Source organism: Kitasatospora sp. NPDC048296, from assembly GCF_043201815.1.
Taxonomy (GTDB): domain Bacteria; phylum Actinomycetota; class Actinomycetes; order Streptomycetales; family Streptomycetaceae; genus Kitasatospora.
In genome coordinates this window covers 13,423-28,440 of sequence record NZ_JBICZB010000088.1, presented here as the reverse complement: position 1 = coordinate 28,440, position 15,018 = coordinate 13,423, and the positions used below count along the sequence as shown (strand labels likewise).

Sequence of the window (15,018 nt, the reverse complement as noted above, 5' to 3'; positions counted from 1 at the left end):
CAGATCACGAGTCTCGACACCTCAAGATCTGCACAGGGGACGGCGTGTACTGCATCAGGCGCTCCTCAGCGACCCACAGATGGAGCAGAAGAGCCGTAAACCGCCGGTCAACCCCCGCCGGGCACCACCGCATGCCGGGCGATCAACTCACCGGGCCGGCACGGACCGCCGACGCCACGCATGGGCAGCACGGTCAACGTGTACGTCTGTTCGTTCCCCCGAGCAGCACGAAGCGTTCGGGCGCGCCCACCCGCACGCCCGTCCCTTGACGTGAATATGCCGCTCCGCGCGAACCACCGTTGACCGCCCACCCCACCCGGCGGTTGGCTCACCCCGAGCCGACCGCCGGGGAGTTCGACGCAACCAGCCCTGGACGCCGTCTGCCCTGGACGCCGCCAGGCCTGGACGCAACCAGCCCTCGACGCCACCGGGCGTCACCGTCGACGCGGCCGGCCGTTCCCAGGGGAGGGACCCGATGACCCGCACACGCACCACCGCCCGCCCGTCCCGGCGCCTGCTGCGCGCCGCCTGCGCACTCGGCGCAGCCGCCGCGCTCGCGCTCACCACCACCCAGGCGGCCCAGGCGGACCCCCGCCGGAAGTCCGGCGTCGAGCGGGTGTCCGTCGGCCTCGGCCAGGCGCAGCCCGACGGCGCCTCGCACGCCGCCGGGCTGAGCGCCGACGGCCGCTACACCGTCTTCACCTCGAACGCCACCAACCTGGTGCCCGGCGACACCAACGGCAAGTCCGACGTCTTCGTCCGCGATCTGCGGACCGGCGACACCGAGCGGGTCAACACCGGCCCGGACGGCGCGCAGGCCAACGGTGGCTCCTTCGAGGCCACGATCAGCGGCAACGGCCGGTACGTCGCCTTCAGCTCCGACGCCACCAATCTGACGCCCGGCGCCAACCTAGGCGCCCAGGACGTCTACGTCCACGACCGCTGGACCGGCGAGACCACCCTCGTCTCCGTCGGCGAGGAGCCGGGCAAGCCGCAGCCGAACCAGTTCTCCGGGCACCCGTCGCTCAGCTGGGACGGCCGCTACATCGCCTTCCAGTCCAACCGCACCGACCTGGCCCCCGGGACGGTCACCTGGTTCGGCGCCAACATCTACGTCCATGACCTGTGGACCGGCGAGAACCGCCTGGTCAGCATCGGTACGGACGGCAAGGAGGCGAACGGTTCCTCCGCCGCCCCCGTGATCAGCGCCGACGGCGGCAGCGTCGCATTCATCTCCAAGGCGACCAACATCACCAGCCGGGACAAGCCCGGCTCACTCTCCCCCGACGCGGCCGCCGGGCTCGCCGCCGAGTCCGGCCAGGAGCCCGACGAGCAGTTCGTCCGCGACTCCTTCCGGACCGACGACCGGCCCCGGATCCTCAAGCCGCACCTCTACCCGCTGTACGTCCGCGACCTGCGCGCCGAGGAGACCACCATGGCCAGCGCGGACGAGAAGGGCGGCTGGCGCGGAGCGGACTACCCGTCACTCAGCCCGGACGGCCGGTACGCGGTCTACTCGACCTGGGTCCAGCACGGCGACAACTGGTGGGATCGGCACTTCGAGGTGTACGTCCGCGACCTGGAGGAGGGCACCGAGACCCAGGTCAGCGTCGGCCTGCCCGGGACGAAGACCACCGGCGACTCCCTCAACGGGCAGATGACCGCCGACGGCCGCTGGGTGTACTTCGACTCCACGGCCGCGAACCTGGTGCCCGGCGACACCAACGGCGTCGGCGACGTGTTCCGGCGCGACCTGTGGAGCGGCCGCACAGAACGGGTCAGCGTGGCGAACGACGGCGCGCAGACCACCGGCGCCTCGTACGGACCGTACGTCGACGCCCATGGCGCCACGGTGGTGTTCAGCTCGGACGACGGCACCCTCGTCCCGGGCGACACCAACAAGGCGCCGGACGTGTTCGCACGCCACCTCCCGAAGCACTGACACCCGCCACAACACCCACGCCCCAGCCCCAGCACCGACCCCAGACCCCCTGCCCCCGGCCCCCGGCCCTGGCATCAAACACGATGCCGGGGCCACCCCCGACCCGCTACCCGAACTCGGGCAACAGGTATCCCAACTGCGAGATCACCGACCAGAGTTGATCCGCCACCTTGGCCGCCGCGGCGACCGCCCCGACGAACACCTCGGGTGCGGCCGCCGCCGCGACCAGCCCGCCCTTGGCCACCGCCGCCAGCCCCGCGACCACGCCGGTGCCCACCGCCGCCCACACCCCCAGGGCCAGCAGCCCGACCGCGCCCAGCCCGGCCAGGAACAGCTCGCCCTCGGGGGTGAACAGCCGCCGGTCGCGCTCGATCGCCACCGCCAACTCCGGCACCAGCGTGGGCCCGAGCGCCCGGGAGCGCTGCCGGGCCCGGATCACGTTGAGCATCGCCTCGCGGATCTTGTCGGGCAGTTGCACCGCCCGCAGCGGTACCCGGTGGATGTGGTACAGCACCAGCCCGTCGTAGCCGGGCCGCCCGTTCGCGGGCCTCGGGTACTCGCGGAACTCGGCCCGGTTGGTGGGCCAGTAGCAGAGCCAGTCGACGTAGGTCTCCCCGTTCTGTTCGATGACGTTGACCGGCATCGGCAGGATCATCAGCCCGGCCCCGAGCCGCCAGTCGGTGCCGGTGGCCACCACCGTGAACGGCAGCTGCTTGACGGCGGTGCGCTGCATGGCGAGCAGCCGGTTCTCGATCACCCGGCCGCACGGGTCCCGCAACACCGAGATCTTCCCCTGAAGTTCGCGGTAGGTGTCCAGGGCGCCCTGCTCGGTGCCGACCTCCAGGGCCTCCATCCGCAGCTCCGGGACGTGGTTCTGGATCCCGAGCATGTCCGGTTTGAGCGCTCCGCCCGGGGTGAGTTCACGGACGGCCTTGATCAGCTTGACCGCCGGGGTGCTGCGGTCCTTGAGCATCCGTTTGATCGCCTCGACCTTCGCGGTCGGGAAGACGTTGCGCAGGTCCTCCGACAGCACCTGGAGCACCATCCGCAGCACCGGGTCCTGCGGCTGCAGGGTGAGCCGCCCGTAGGGCAGCGCGTCCTCGGGGTCCAGCCGGTCCCGGCGGGGGCTGCCCCACCACTCGGAGATCCGGTCGAGCTGGAAGGTCACCCAGGTCGCGCCGGGGCGGGCGTCGAAGTCCGCCCCGAAGTGGTGGCGCACCCACAGCTCAGCGGCCAGGTACTCGAAGACCGTCGGCGGTTCGTCCCGCGCCTTGCCCAGCAGCAGGCAGGTGTCCTCATCCTTCATGAAGCTCACGAGATGTCCTTCAGCGGGCTGCTGACCGCGATGTCCGTCCCCGAGGTCGGCGTGTACTCGTTCCACTCCGCGATCAGCGTGCCCCGGTGCCCCGGGCGACGGATCGGGAAGGGCGTCAGGGTGCCGTCGTGGCGGTGGGTGAGCCCGGCGAGCAGCAGGTGGCCGTCGTCCGGCACCCGTACCACCTGGGCGGTCTCCTGGATCCGCCGGTCGTCGTACTCGTCCACGACCACCACGGTGTCCGGGTCGAAGCCCGCGCTGGAGGCCACCGGCACCAGCACCGGCGCTCCCCCGGCGGCCGGCTCGACCACGGCGGCACAGGTGGTCACCACCTCGTCCTCCAGGAGCAGCGAGCTGCTGCCCGGGTTGGCCGGCGGGATGCCCGGATAGTTGCGGTCGTCGTAGGCGGCGATCTCCCGGGCGATGGTCAGGTACGGGTGGTCGGCGGGCAGCGGGGCGCCGTGGAAGCCGCCCTCGGCGAACCGCACCCAGGCCTCCTCCCAGCCCTTGCGCACGGTGAGCACCACCCGGGCACTGCCCGCCCGCAGGAAGGCCTGCCGGTTGGCGTCGGGGTGGCTGATCCGGCTGACGAACGGCCAGGCGACGGGCGCGTCCCAGAAGTAGGAGTAGAGGAAGGTGACCACGTTCTCCCACTCGATGGCCTGGTTGACGAAGGCCACCTCCGCCTCGTGTCCCAGCACCGCCGCCCAGGCCGCGGCGCTCACTCCGAGCCCGCCGGTGTCGTTGCCGGGGAAGCCGGCGCCGTGGCGCAGCCGGTCGGGGTCGCTCGTGACCGAGGCCGTGAAGGCGTCAACCACCTCCGACGGCATCATGTGGTAGTCCACGCCGAGCAGGAAGCGCAGCACGCCCTTCATGATCTCGTCGCTCTCCTCGCGCCGGAGCGTGAGGGTGTCCACGCCGTTGAGGCGTTCGCGCAGGGCGGCGGCGCGGGCGGCGAGGTCCTGCTGTTCGGCGTAGTACTTGGTCTGGGCGGCGTTGAACAGGGCCGCCCAGACGTCGTTCTGCCACTGCCGGCGCGCCTCGTCGGTGGGTTCGACGGCCGCGGTGAGGCTCAGCCAGGTCTGCCGGTTGTTGACCAGGTGGAAGCTCACCACGCACGGCCCACCCGCGTGCCGCAGCAGGCCGCCGTTGACCGGGTCGGCGAGGTCGACGGGGCCGTGCGTGCCGTAGGGCTCGTTCCATTCGGGGATGGCGCTGCCGAGCACCTTGAGGTTGTAGTGGTAGTCGCCGGTGCGGCTCTCGGAGGTGAACTGGAACCAGAGGTTCTTGATCCAGTACCGGTCCGGGATGTTGAGCGGCGGCGCGTCGAAGATGGCGGCGCCGTCGTTGTTGGGCGCGGTGACGTTGACGTGGATGTCCGGGAGCGGGCCGGGGGCGAGCGGCACGGTGGCGCCGTACTTCTCGGCCAGCACCAGGTAGTGCGGCTGGCTCTCGCCGGGGCGGGTCTCCTCGGTGATGTCGGAGTGCGGCACGTCGAAGTGGAACGGTCCCAGCTTCGCCTCCAGTGCGGCGAGTTCGGCGTACGCCTCGCGCAGCGCCCCGGCCGGCTCGGGGATCGCCAGGTCGTAGGTGAGCCGCAGCCCGGAGCGGTAGAGCCGGACCCGCCACTTGCGCATCATGCTGAAGTAGTCGATCCGGATCGGGTCGGTGGGGCTGGCGTTCTTCAGCGTGCGGGTGGTGGTCTCCGAGGAACCGGTCACGGTGGTGGTCGTGATGGTGACCTTGTGCTCCTGCTTGGTGCGCGAGGAGGCCTTCTCGGTGATCGTGGTCGCGTGCTTGCGGCTGTCGGTGGCGGACTGCGAGTCGGAACTCTGGCTGGTCATGCCGGAGGTGGCGGAGCCGGAGATCAGCGGGATGCCGCCGGAGACGGTGCCGGTGACGTTGAACTGGTTGCTGTGCTGGAGCTGGCTGGTGGTGGACTGGGCGAGCTCGGTGTTGTCGGTGACGCCGGTCTCGCTGACGTTCTCCAGCGAGTCGGTGACGATCGAGCTGAACTCCTTGGAGGTGACGGACCACTCCTTCTGGCTGACGGCCGTCTCCTCCAGCGGCGCGAGCGGGATGGTGGCGACGAGTTCGCCGCGTTCGATCCCGGCCGGGGCCATCTCCAGGCGCTCCAGGTTGAGCAGGCCGATCGGGGTGACGGCCGCGTTGTGGTCGTAGGCGGCGTTCGCGGCGGCGGCCCGGCCGGCCCGGGCCAGGCCCTCGACGGTGCCGTCCGCGCGACGCAACTGTTCGAGGGCGCCGCCGAGTTCGCGCAGCGCGGGACCGTCCACGGCGGCGAGGGCGGCGGAGCGCAGCGGGCGGTCGGCGGGGTCGACGGCGGAGGCGACGAGCAGCCCCCAGGGCAGCTCGGCCGTCAACTGCCCGCGCAGGGCGGTCACTTCCTCCGGGCGAAGGTCGAGCCGGCGCAGGTAGGCGTGCTCGGCGAAGCCCGGGTTGTGCTGCGGGCTGTCGACTTTCAGCGGGACGAGGGTGGCCTTGGGGATGCTGCGGGCGGCGTGCCCGAGCACCACCGGCTGCTGCCCGCCACCAGGCCAGGGCGGAGTCGGAGGAGTCGGCGGAGTCGGCAAGCCCAGCGGCGCGGGCGCAAGCGCGGGTACGGGCTCGGACGTGAGCGCGGGCGTCGACGCGGGCAGCTGCGCCGGCAGCTGTGCGGGTGCCCCCTGGACGTGGTCTGGCATGGCGGTCCCCTCCGTCCGTCTGCTGCCCGACACCTACCCGGGCCCGTGACGGGGACGCGTCGCGGGCGAACGGCTCGCGGGGCACAGTGCGTTGCGAGGAGGTGCGAAGCGGCGGGCAGAGCTCCCGAGCGCCTGCCCGCACCGAAGCGCGCCCCCACCGCCGAGGGCCGCTGTGCCGGAGTACCGGAGTACCGACACGCCGGCCCGGCACGCCTACCTGTTGGGAGCGCGTCAAGCGAACACTTGCCCCGACCCCGTTGACTGACGCTTTGTCAACTATTCACCATCCCCTGTCTACCCGCATAGAACCGCAGGTGGTGGCATGGACACATCGCCCGGCACACCCGTGCCGAGCCCGTGTCAGGGAGCTCCCCACATGCTTCGCGCCCATCGCATCGCCCCCGCCGTCGCGACCGTCGTCCTCGCCGCTGCCGCCCTCGCCACCGCCGGCACCGCGCACGCCGTCCCCGCCACCGCCTCGCACACCCGCACCGCCCTCGACGCGACCTGCTCGCAGGCCTACCTCCCGCTGCCCGACCCGGCCTGCACCCCCGGCGCCACCAACCCGGACGCCACCCAGGACACCATCGACTCCACCATCTGCGTCTCGGGCTACAGCACCTCGATCCGCCCGTCCACCACGTACACCAACCGCCTGAAGGTCCAGCAGATCGCCGCGTACGGCTACACCGACACCAACACGGCGGACTACGAGGAGGACCACTTCATCCCGCTGTCGCTCGGCGGCAACCCCACCGACCCGAACAACCTGTGGCCGGAGCCGCGCTACGCCACCGGCGCGAGCGGCCTGTCCTCCACCGACAAGGACACCGTGGAGTACAAGCTCTACCGCGCCGTCTGCAACCACCAGGTCGACCTGGTGCCCGCCCAGCAGGCCATCGCCACCGACTGGACCACCGCGCTCTCGGTCCTCGGTCTCAGCTGAGCGATCCGCTGAGTCCCAGCCGAGCCCCCGGCCGAGCCCTCAGCCGAGCGATCGGCTGAACCTCCAGCCGAGCCCCCGGCCGGTCGAAGAGCCCTCCGGCACGGGCGCCCACGCCCTCACAGCGTGAGCGCCCGCGCCGAGGCGCTGATCGGCGACGGGAGTTCGGTACGTCCCCGCAGGTAGCGGTCCACCGCGGCGGCCGCCGCCCGGCCCTCCGCGATCGCCCAGACGATCAGCGACTGCCCGCGCCCGGCGTCCCCCGCGACGAACACGCCGTCGGTCCCCGTGCCGTACTCGTCGTCCCGCTCCAGCGTGCCGTCCGAGCCGACGGCCAGCCCGAGCTGGGCGAACAGCGGCTGGTCCGGCTCCGGTCCGGTGAAGCCCAGCGCGAGCAGCGCGAGCTGCGCCGGCAGCGTCCGTCCGGTGCCCGCGCGGGCGCTGCGGTCCCCCGGCTCGGCCTCGGCGAAGCACACGCCCGCCAGCCGCCGGTCCGGTCCCGGCTCGAAGCCGACCGTGGCGGCCGCGAACACCCGGGAACCCGCTCCCGACTCCTCGTGCGAGGTGGTCTCCCGGTACACCTTGGGGTGGACCGGCCAGGGCTGCCCGGGCGCCCGGCGCTCCGGCGGCCGCGGGTTGATGTCCAGCTGGGTGACCGAGGCCGGGCGCTGGCGCAGCGCCGTCCCCAGGCAGTCGGCCGCGGTGTCCCCGCCGCCGACGATCACCACCTCGCGCCCCTCGGCGGACAGCGGCGAGGCCGCGCAGTCCCCCTCGTCCACCCGGTTCGCCCAGGTCAGGTACTCCATCGCCGGGTGCACCCCGGGCAGCCCGCGCCCGGGCACGGCCAGCTCCCGGCAGGCCGTGGCCCCCACCGCGACCAGCACCGCGTCGTACCCGGCCCGCAGCTCCTCGCCGGTGACGTCCCACCCCACCCGCACCCCGGTGCGGAAGGCCGTTCCCTCCGCCCGGAGCTGGTCGAGTCGCCGATCCAACCGGTGTTTCTCCAGCCGGAACGCCGGTATCCCGTAGCGCAGCAGCCCGCCCGGGCGGTCGGCCCGCTCGTAGACCGTGGTCGTGTGCCCGGCCCGGGTCAGCTGCTGGGCGGCGGCCAGCCCGGCCGGACCCGAACCGACCACCGCGACCCGCCGCTGCGGCCCTCGCCGCTCGGGCGGCTGGGGGCGGTCCCAGCCCGCTTCCCAGGCCCGGTCGGCGATCGCCAGCTCGACGTTCTTGATCGTCACCGCGGCCCCGCCGATCGCCAGCACGCAGGCGCTCTCGCACGGCGCCGGGCAGAGCCGCCCGGTGAACTCCGGGAAGTTGTTGGTCGCCAGCAGCCGCGCGGCCGCCGCCCGCCAGTCGTCCTCCGCCACCAGCCGGTTCCACTCCGGCACCAGGTTCCCCAGCGGGCAGGCGGCGTGGCAGAACGGCAGCCCGCAGTCCATGCACCGCTCCGCCTGTCCGCCCACCACCGGCAGCAGCGCCCCCGGCCGGTACACCTCCCGCCAGTCCCCCAGCCGCTCCCGCGCGTCCCGTCGCGCCCGCTCCGCGCGCGAAGTAGTGAGGAAAGCCATCCGGTCTGCCATCGCGGCCTCCGGCAGGGCGTGCCGACACGGACCCGGCGGCCCACCCGGCGGCGCGCCACCGTGTGGCCACCGTACGCCCACGAAGCGGCACAGGAAAGCCGTCGACCGAAGAACCCCGTGACCCGGCCGCGACTGCCGTGAGCACGCCAGGGAGAATCTCCCCATGACCCACACCGTGCTGATCGCCGAGGACGACCGTGCCATCCGCGACTCGCTCACCCGCGCCCTGACGCTGGAGGGCTACCGGGTACGGATAGCGGCGGACGGTACCCAGACCCTCGCCGTCCTCGCCGAGCAGCGCCCGGACGTCCTGGTGCTCGACGTGATGATGCCCGCGCCCGACGGCCTGGAGGTCTGCCGCCGACTGCGCGCGGCCGGCGACCGCACCCCGGTGCTGATGCTGACCGCCCGGGTCGAGGTACCGGATCGGATCGCCGGCCTGGACGCCGGGGCCGACGACTACCTGGTCAAGCCCTTCGACGTGGACGAGCTGTTCGCCCGCCTGCGGGCCCTGCTGCGCCGCCAGCCGCCCGGGCCCGTCGAGGACGTGCTGACCGTCGCCGACCTGCGGGTCGAGCCGCCCGCCCGCCGGGCCTGGCGCGCCGGGGAGGAGCTGGAGCTCTCCCGCACCGAGTTCGACCTGCTGGAGCTGCTGGCCCGGCACGCCGGCGCCGTCCTGGACCAGACCACCCTCTACGAGCGGATCTGGGGCTACGACTTCGGCCCCGGCTCGAAGAACCTCGCGGTCTTCATCGGCTACCTGCGACGCAAACTCGACCGCCCCGGCCTGACCCCCCTGATCCACACCGTCCGCGGCGTCGGCTACACGCTGCGCGAGCCGTGACCGGCCCCGCGCGCCCGCGCCCCCGACTGCCGCGCCCGGGCCTGCGCACCACCCTCTCGCTCGCCTTCGCCGCGATGGCCGCCCTGGTGGCGGTGCTGATCGGCACGCTCGGCTACCACGCGGCCGAGCACCTGATCCGCGACGACGAGACGGACGACTTCACCTCGGCCGTCCGGGCCGTGAGCGGCCAGGTCGAGCGCGAGAAGCTGTACCCGGGGGACTTCAACGGCCCGAGCGGGCTGAGCGAGCAGCTGCTGCACCCGATCCGGGTCAACGCGCAGGCCCTGGACTCCACCGGGGCCATCGTCCCGGGCACCGCCCACCTCGACCTCCCGACCACCTCGGACGACCGCGAGCTCGCCCACGCCGACGCCCCCGCCCGGACGGTGACGGACGTGCGCCGCCTCGGCGGCAACACCTGCCGGGTGGGCGTGGTCTCGCTCGGCGGCGGCCGGGGCGCGGTCCAGATCGTGCAGCAACTCGGCGACATCGAGGAGCTGTTGGAGAAGCTGCGCCAGCAGATGGTGGCCGTGGTGGCCGGCGTCGTGCTGATCGCGGGCGCGGCCGGCTGGCTGCTCGCCCGGCGGATCAGCGGCCGACTGGTCCGGCTCACGGACGCGGCCGAACTGGTCGCCGCGAGCGGCCGGTTGGACGTCCCGGTACCCGCCTCCGGTACAGACGAGGTGGGCCGGCTCGGCCGCGCCTTCGACCGGATGCTGGTCCGGCTCGCCACCGCCAAGGAGAACCAGCGCCGCCTCGTCCAGGACGCCGGGCACGAGTTGCGCACCCCGCTGACCAGCCTGCGCACCAACCTCGCGGTGCTGCCCAGCCTGGACCGGCTGCCGCCCGCGGAGCGCGCCGCGCTGATGGCCGACCTGGCCGAGGAGGCGCGGGAGTTGACCCTGCTGGTGGAGGAGCTGGTGGCACTCGCCGCGGACCGCAAGGCGGACGAGGAAGCGGTCGAGGTGGTGCTGGCGGAGCTGGCCCATGCGGCCGCCGTGCAGGCGCGGCGGCGCAGCGACCGGGAGATCACCGTGGACGCGGACGACACCACCGTCACCGCCCGCCCGGACGCGCTGGCCCGCGCGGTGGGCAATCTGCTGGACAACGCCGCCAAGTTCGACCCGGCCGGCACGTCCCCGATCGAGCTGGTGGTGCGCGGCCCGCGGGTCGAGGTGCGCGACCGGGGCCCGGGCATCGACGCCGCCGACCTCGACCGGGTCTTCGACCGCTTCTACCGGGCCACTGCCGCGCGCAGCCTGCCCGGTTCGGGCCTCGGCCTGGCCATCGTGGCCGAGGTGGCGCAGTCGCACGGCGGCATGGCCTTCGCCGCCAACCGCGAGGGCGGCGGCGCGGTGATCGGCTTCACCCTGGGCGGCTGACAGCACGACGGCGGGCCCGGTGCGCCGAAGCACCGGGCCCGCCGTGGATCTCACGCTCAGCCGGCGGCCAGCAGCCCCCGACCGAGCCAGTCGGCGTTGTCCTTCACGCCCGGCAGGACGAAGAAGTAGCCGCCGCCGGTCGGCGATATGTAGTCCACCAGCGGCTCGTCGATCAGCCGGGTCTGGGTGGCCTCGAACTGCCGCACCACGTCCTGCTGGTAGCAGCAGAACACCAGGCCCATGTCCAGGTTGCCGGCCTTGTCGACGCCCCGGTCGTAGTTGAAGCCGCGGCGCAGGATGCGCGAGGTGTCGGTGTCGGCGGTGCGCGGGTTGGCCAGGCGGATGTGCGCGTTGAGCGGGATCGCCTTGCCGTCCGGGTCCTTGCCGTAGTCCGGAGCGTCGGTCTCCTGGCGGCCGTCCAGCGGCGCGCCGGTGTCGCGGCGGCGCCCGAACATCTTCTCCTGCTCGGTGAGCGTGACGCGGTCCCAGAACTCGATCAGCATCCGGATGATCCGGATCACCTGGTAGCTGCCGCCGGTCGCCCAGGCGGGCTCGCCCATCCCGTCGGTCACCCAGATCAGCCGGTCCATCTCCCGGGAGGAGGAGGTGTCCGGGTTGACTATGCCGTCCTTGAAGCCGAGCAGGTTGCGCTGGGCGCCGTCCGGGCGGGACTGGTTCTGGAAGCCGTCGATCCGCCAGAGGATCTGCAGCGCGCCGCGGGTGTGCCGGGTGATGTCGCGCAGCGCGTGCAGCACGGTGTCCTGCCGGTCGGCGCAGATCTGCAGCGAGAGGTCGCCGTGCAGTTCGGCGGCCTGCAGGTTGTCGTTGGGGAAGGTCTTCATCGGCGCCAGCTTGACCGGCTTGGCCTTGGCCAGCCCGTAGCGGTCGTCGAACAGCGAGGCGCCGACGCCGACCGTGACGGTCAGGTTGTCGGTGGTCACCACCGGGCCGAGGATGCCGCTGTCGGACGGCGGCGCGCCGACGCCGAGGTCCGGCGGGGTGCCGCCGGCGGTGAGGAAGCGGATCCGCTCGGTCAGGGTCTTGAACAGATCCTCCAGGCCCTTGCGGTCCTGGGCGATCACCTGGCAGGAGATGAAGGCGGCGTAGCCCGGGGCCGGGGTGGTGATGCCGGCCTGGTGGTCGCCGTGGAACGGGACGGCCCCGGTCGCCGTCTGGTGGCTGTCCCCGGCGGCGGCCGGGCCGGCGCCGAGAGTGAAGGCCCCGCCCGCGAGGACGGCGGCGCCGGCGCTCGCGCCGAGCGCGGCCCGCACGAAGCTGCGCCGGGCCGGGCCGGCCGGGCAGCCACCCTGCTCGGCGGCCTGGGCGGCCTGGACGGCCGCGGCGGCGTGCGGGAACGGGCAGGAGCCGGTGGCTGCGGTCTGGTCGGTCATCAGGCGGCCTTCCGGATCTCAAGGAGCGCGGGGATGGGCGAGAGGTCTTCGAGCAGCTGGCCGGTGGCGCCGTTCAGCTGACGGCGGCTCTCGGCGGGCAGCTTGTCCAGCGGGGTCCAGCCGTCGGCGGTGTGGGCGGTGGCGACCAGGTCGCCGACCCGCTTCATCCCGGCGTTGACCCGGACCAGCACCTGCGGGTCGCGCTCGTCGAGCAGCGGCTGCAGCAGGGTCAGCAGCTCCTGGGTGCCGGCCAGGTTGGCCTGGGCGGTGGCCAGGTTGGTGCCGCTGCCCATGTCGGTGTCACCGGTCAGCTCGAACTGGAGGGTGTTCTCCAGGATCTCGTGGGCGCGCAGCGGCAGGTCGCCCGGGTCGAAGTCCTGGGTGGGGAAGTCGTGCACCAGCTTGGCGACGTTCTGGGCGAGCTCGTCGGCGACCGGCGTCAGGTCGGCGGCGGACTGGCCGTGCCAGAGGCCGTACTCCAGGCGCAGGAAGCCGGTGAAGTCCTTGTCGTCGGCCTTGTCGGCGAAGCCGTCGGCGCGGCCGTCGATCTTCTTGTCGAGGTCGGCGAAGGTGCCGTAGGCGGCGCCGAGCGAGGCGTACTGCAGGTGGGCGGTGAGCCAGTCGGCCTTGGCGGCGGCGAGGTCGCCGCCGTGCACGTCGGTCTGGATCTTCTGGGTCTGCGTCATCAGGGTCGCGAGGCCCTTGTTGACATAGTCCTTGTAGCTGTCCAGCGGGGCCTTGAGGTCGTCCTCGTTGACCGGCTTGACGGCCTTGACCTCGGCGCCGCCGCTGACGTGGACGGCGGCGGAGGTGACGGACTTGCCGCCGGTGGGCACGCAGCGCCAGGCGTAGTCGCCGGAGCCGATGGTGGCGGTCAGCGCGCGGGTGGTGCCGGGGGCCAGGCCCTCGATCTCGCCGTAGACGGCGCCGCTGCCCGGGTTGACCAGGTAGACCTCGGAGACCTTGTCACCGGTGTTGTGCATCTGGAAGACCTGCTGGCCCGGCTGCGGGTCGGCGAAGCCCTTGCCGCACTCCTGCTCGGAGACCGAGACGGTGGCGGCACTGTCCTGCTTGCCGTCGCTGGCCGCGATCACGACGCCGGCCACCACGACCGGGACGGCGACCAGCGCGGTCGGCAGCACCCAGCGGGGACGGCCCGCGCGCACCGGCTCGGCCTTCTCCTCGGCGCCCGCGGCCTTCTCGGCGCTCGTGCTCTTCTCGGCGGCGGCCGGGGCCGGGGCCACCTTGCCGCCGCGGATGCCCTCGATGAACAGGGTCATCACGATGCTCAGGTACGCGATGTAGCCGACGACCTGGAGGACCGTCATGGTGACGGTCAGGTTGAGGGTGCCCTGGACGAGCGTGGCGTACCAGGAGGAAGCGTCCAGATGGCCGCTCAGGTCGAAGGCGTACGTGGTGCCGCCGCCGATCAGCCCGGACTCCTGGAGGTCGCGCAGGCCGTAGCCGAGCACCCCGGCCGCGACGACGATCAGACCGGCGCCGGTGATGGTGAAGAACCGGGTGAGGTTCATCTTCAGCGCCCGGCGGTACAGACCCCAGCACAGGCCGACGGAGAGCAGCAGGCCGACGGCCGCGCCGATCAGCGGTCCGGTGGACTCCCCGGCGGTGCGCGCGTTGGTCCACAGGAAGAGCGAGGTCTCCAGGCCCTCGCGGGCGACCGCGAGGAAGCTGGTGAGCACCAGCGCGCCGGCGCCCATCGCCAGCGAGGCCTGGACCTTCTCCTTCAGGTCGGCGGAGAGGGTGCGCGCCGAGCGGCGCATCCAGAACACCATCGCGGTGACGAAGCCGACCGCGATCAGGCTCAGCACCCCGCCGAACGCCTCCTGGGCGTGGCCGGAGAGGTTGGCGGCGGTGAAGGTGAGCACCGCGCCGAAGCTGAGGCTGAGCGCGACGGCCGCCGCGACGCCGGTCCACACCTGGGGCAGTCGGCCCTTCTGACCGGCCCGCACCAGCGTGGCGACCAGGATCGACACGATCAGGCCGGCTTCCAGGCCTTCGCGTAGCCCGATCAGAAAGCTCGGAAACGCCTCATCCCACATGCAGCGGGCTCCTCCCCCGGGCCGCCCCGGGTTGTACCTGTCCTCGGCGCACCACCGCGGTGGCGGCGGAGCGGCACGGCGAACGCCCCGGACACCGAGGTCCAGGGCGTTTCGCTTAGCTTAGGCAAACCTTAGAGCCGCTGCGGTCAAGTGCACCCCTGCTTCAGGTAAGGGTTCGGTATGGGAACACCCATGCGACCGTCAACCCGGCAGGTCACGGGGCCGGAGGGAGGCCGGCGTCACCCCCACCACTGCTCGGGCGCCGCCGGCTCCGGAGGGACCGTCACCGGTTCGGCGCAGCGCACCAGCAGTTCCCCCTCCTCCGTCTCGGTGACCAGGAAGCCGCACTCGCGCAGGACGAGCGCGGCCGCGCCGCTCACCGCCGCTCGCGCCTCCCCGGAGGGCGGCCCGTCCGGCCCGGCGCCCGGCGACCAGCCGAGCACCACGCCCTCGGGGTGGTGGCCGATCGACAGGGGTGAGGGGCCCGGTGCGGTGTCGAACCCGGCGCGGGCCAGGGCCGCGGCGACGTCCTCGAAGAGTTCACGGTGATCCACCATTGGCGCAGCGTAGGCCCCACCCCACAGGACCCCCGGACGCGGCGCGCGCCGAAACGGTTCAGCTGCACCCGAGCGCAGCATCGGCGTCCGTTGGGCCGAGCGGCGGCCAGCCGATCGGGCACCGGGAACCCCCGTCCGGCCCGACACGCACGGCCGGACGGGCCGATGGACGTGCACAGTCGGCCCCCTGCCGACAGCATGACAGAGTAAGCGCTCCATCACCCTGAGCAACGGGTCCGGCGGAGCACCTGGTCCGCGCGCCGGTCCGACCGGCGGACCCGTATCGAGAGGTCCCATGA

10 protein-coding genes are annotated in these 15,018 nt (G+C 72.9%); 4 read left to right on the top strand and 6 right to left on the bottom strand.

What is annotated here, in order from left to right:
* The first annotated feature begins 475 nt into the window (after positions 1 to 475).
* Positions 476 to 1,942, top strand: a complete 1,467-nt coding sequence (locus ACGF12_RS33570) for a TolB family protein (RefSeq protein WP_393038690.1) — start codon at positions 476 to 478, stop codon at positions 1,940 to 1,942.
* A 106-nt stretch (positions 1,943 to 2,048) separates the two neighbouring features.
* Here the strand turns inward: ACGF12_RS33570 and ACGF12_RS33565 are convergent, their stop codons facing one another.
* Both ACGF12_RS33565 and ACGF12_RS33560 read right to left on the bottom strand, forming a co-directional pair.
* Entirely contained in the window at positions 2,049 to 3,257 is a 1,209-nt protein-coding gene (locus ACGF12_RS33565) for a hypothetical protein (RefSeq protein WP_393038687.1), read from the bottom strand.
* Positions 3,254 to 5,959, bottom strand: a complete 2,706-nt coding sequence (locus ACGF12_RS33560) for a hypothetical protein (RefSeq protein WP_393038684.1) — start codon at positions 5,957 to 5,959, stop codon at positions 3,254 to 3,256. The genes ACGF12_RS33565 and ACGF12_RS33560 overlap by 4 nt, the downstream gene beginning before the upstream one ends.
* A gap of 376 nt (positions 5,960 to 6,335) precedes the next feature.
* Between ACGF12_RS33560 and ACGF12_RS33555 the strand changes: the two genes are divergently transcribed.
* Entirely contained in the window at positions 6,336 to 6,905 is a 570-nt protein-coding gene (locus ACGF12_RS33555) for a hypothetical protein (protein ID WP_393038681.1), read from the top strand.
* 116 nt (positions 6,906 to 7,021) lie between these two features.
* Here the strand turns inward: ACGF12_RS33555 and ACGF12_RS33550 are convergent, their stop codons facing one another.
* Positions 7,022 to 8,485, bottom strand: coding sequence for a glutamate synthase subunit beta (locus ACGF12_RS33550; RefSeq protein WP_393038678.1), 1,464 nt, complete (start codon positions 8,483 to 8,485; stop codon positions 7,022 to 7,024).
* A gap of 163 nt (positions 8,486 to 8,648) precedes the next feature.
* On the opposite strand from ACGF12_RS33550, the gene ACGF12_RS33545 reads away from it, so the two are divergent.
* Positions 8,649 to 9,329 carry a response regulator transcription factor gene (locus tag ACGF12_RS33545; protein WP_393038675.1) on the top strand — a complete coding sequence of 227 codons (681 nt, stop codon included), beginning with the start codon at positions 8,649 to 8,651 and terminating at the stop codon, positions 9,327 to 9,329.
* Positions 9,326 to 10,711: a sensor histidine kinase gene (locus ACGF12_RS33540; RefSeq protein WP_393038672.1), complete on the top strand. Its 1,386-nt coding sequence runs from the start codon at positions 9,326 to 9,328 to the stop codon at positions 10,709 to 10,711. Before ACGF12_RS33545 ends, ACGF12_RS33540 begins: the two co-directional genes overlap by 4 nt.
* 56 nt (positions 10,712 to 10,767) lie before the next feature.
* Here the strand turns inward: ACGF12_RS33540 and efeB are convergent, their stop codons facing one another.
* The 3 genes from efeB to ACGF12_RS33525 all read right to left on the bottom strand — a co-directional run bounded on the left by efeB (position 10,768) and on the right by ACGF12_RS33525 (position 14,719).
* Positions 10,768 to 12,102 (bottom strand): iron uptake transporter deferrochelatase/peroxidase subunit, encoded by a 1,335-nt coding sequence (gene efeB, locus ACGF12_RS33535; RefSeq protein ID WP_393038669.1) that lies wholly within the window; start codon positions 12,100 to 12,102, stop codon positions 10,768 to 10,770.
* Positions 12,102 to 14,162, bottom strand: coding sequence for an iron uptake transporter permease EfeU (gene efeU, locus ACGF12_RS33530; RefSeq protein WP_393038666.1), 2,061 nt, complete (start codon positions 14,160 to 14,162; stop codon positions 12,102 to 12,104). Before efeU ends, efeB begins: the two co-directional genes overlap by 1 nt.
* 239 nt (positions 14,163 to 14,401) lie before the next feature.
* Positions 14,402 to 14,719, bottom strand: coding sequence for a hypothetical protein (locus tag ACGF12_RS33525; RefSeq protein ID WP_393038663.1), 318 nt, complete (start codon positions 14,717 to 14,719; stop codon positions 14,402 to 14,404).
* Positions 14,720 to 15,018: the final 299 nt, after the last annotated feature.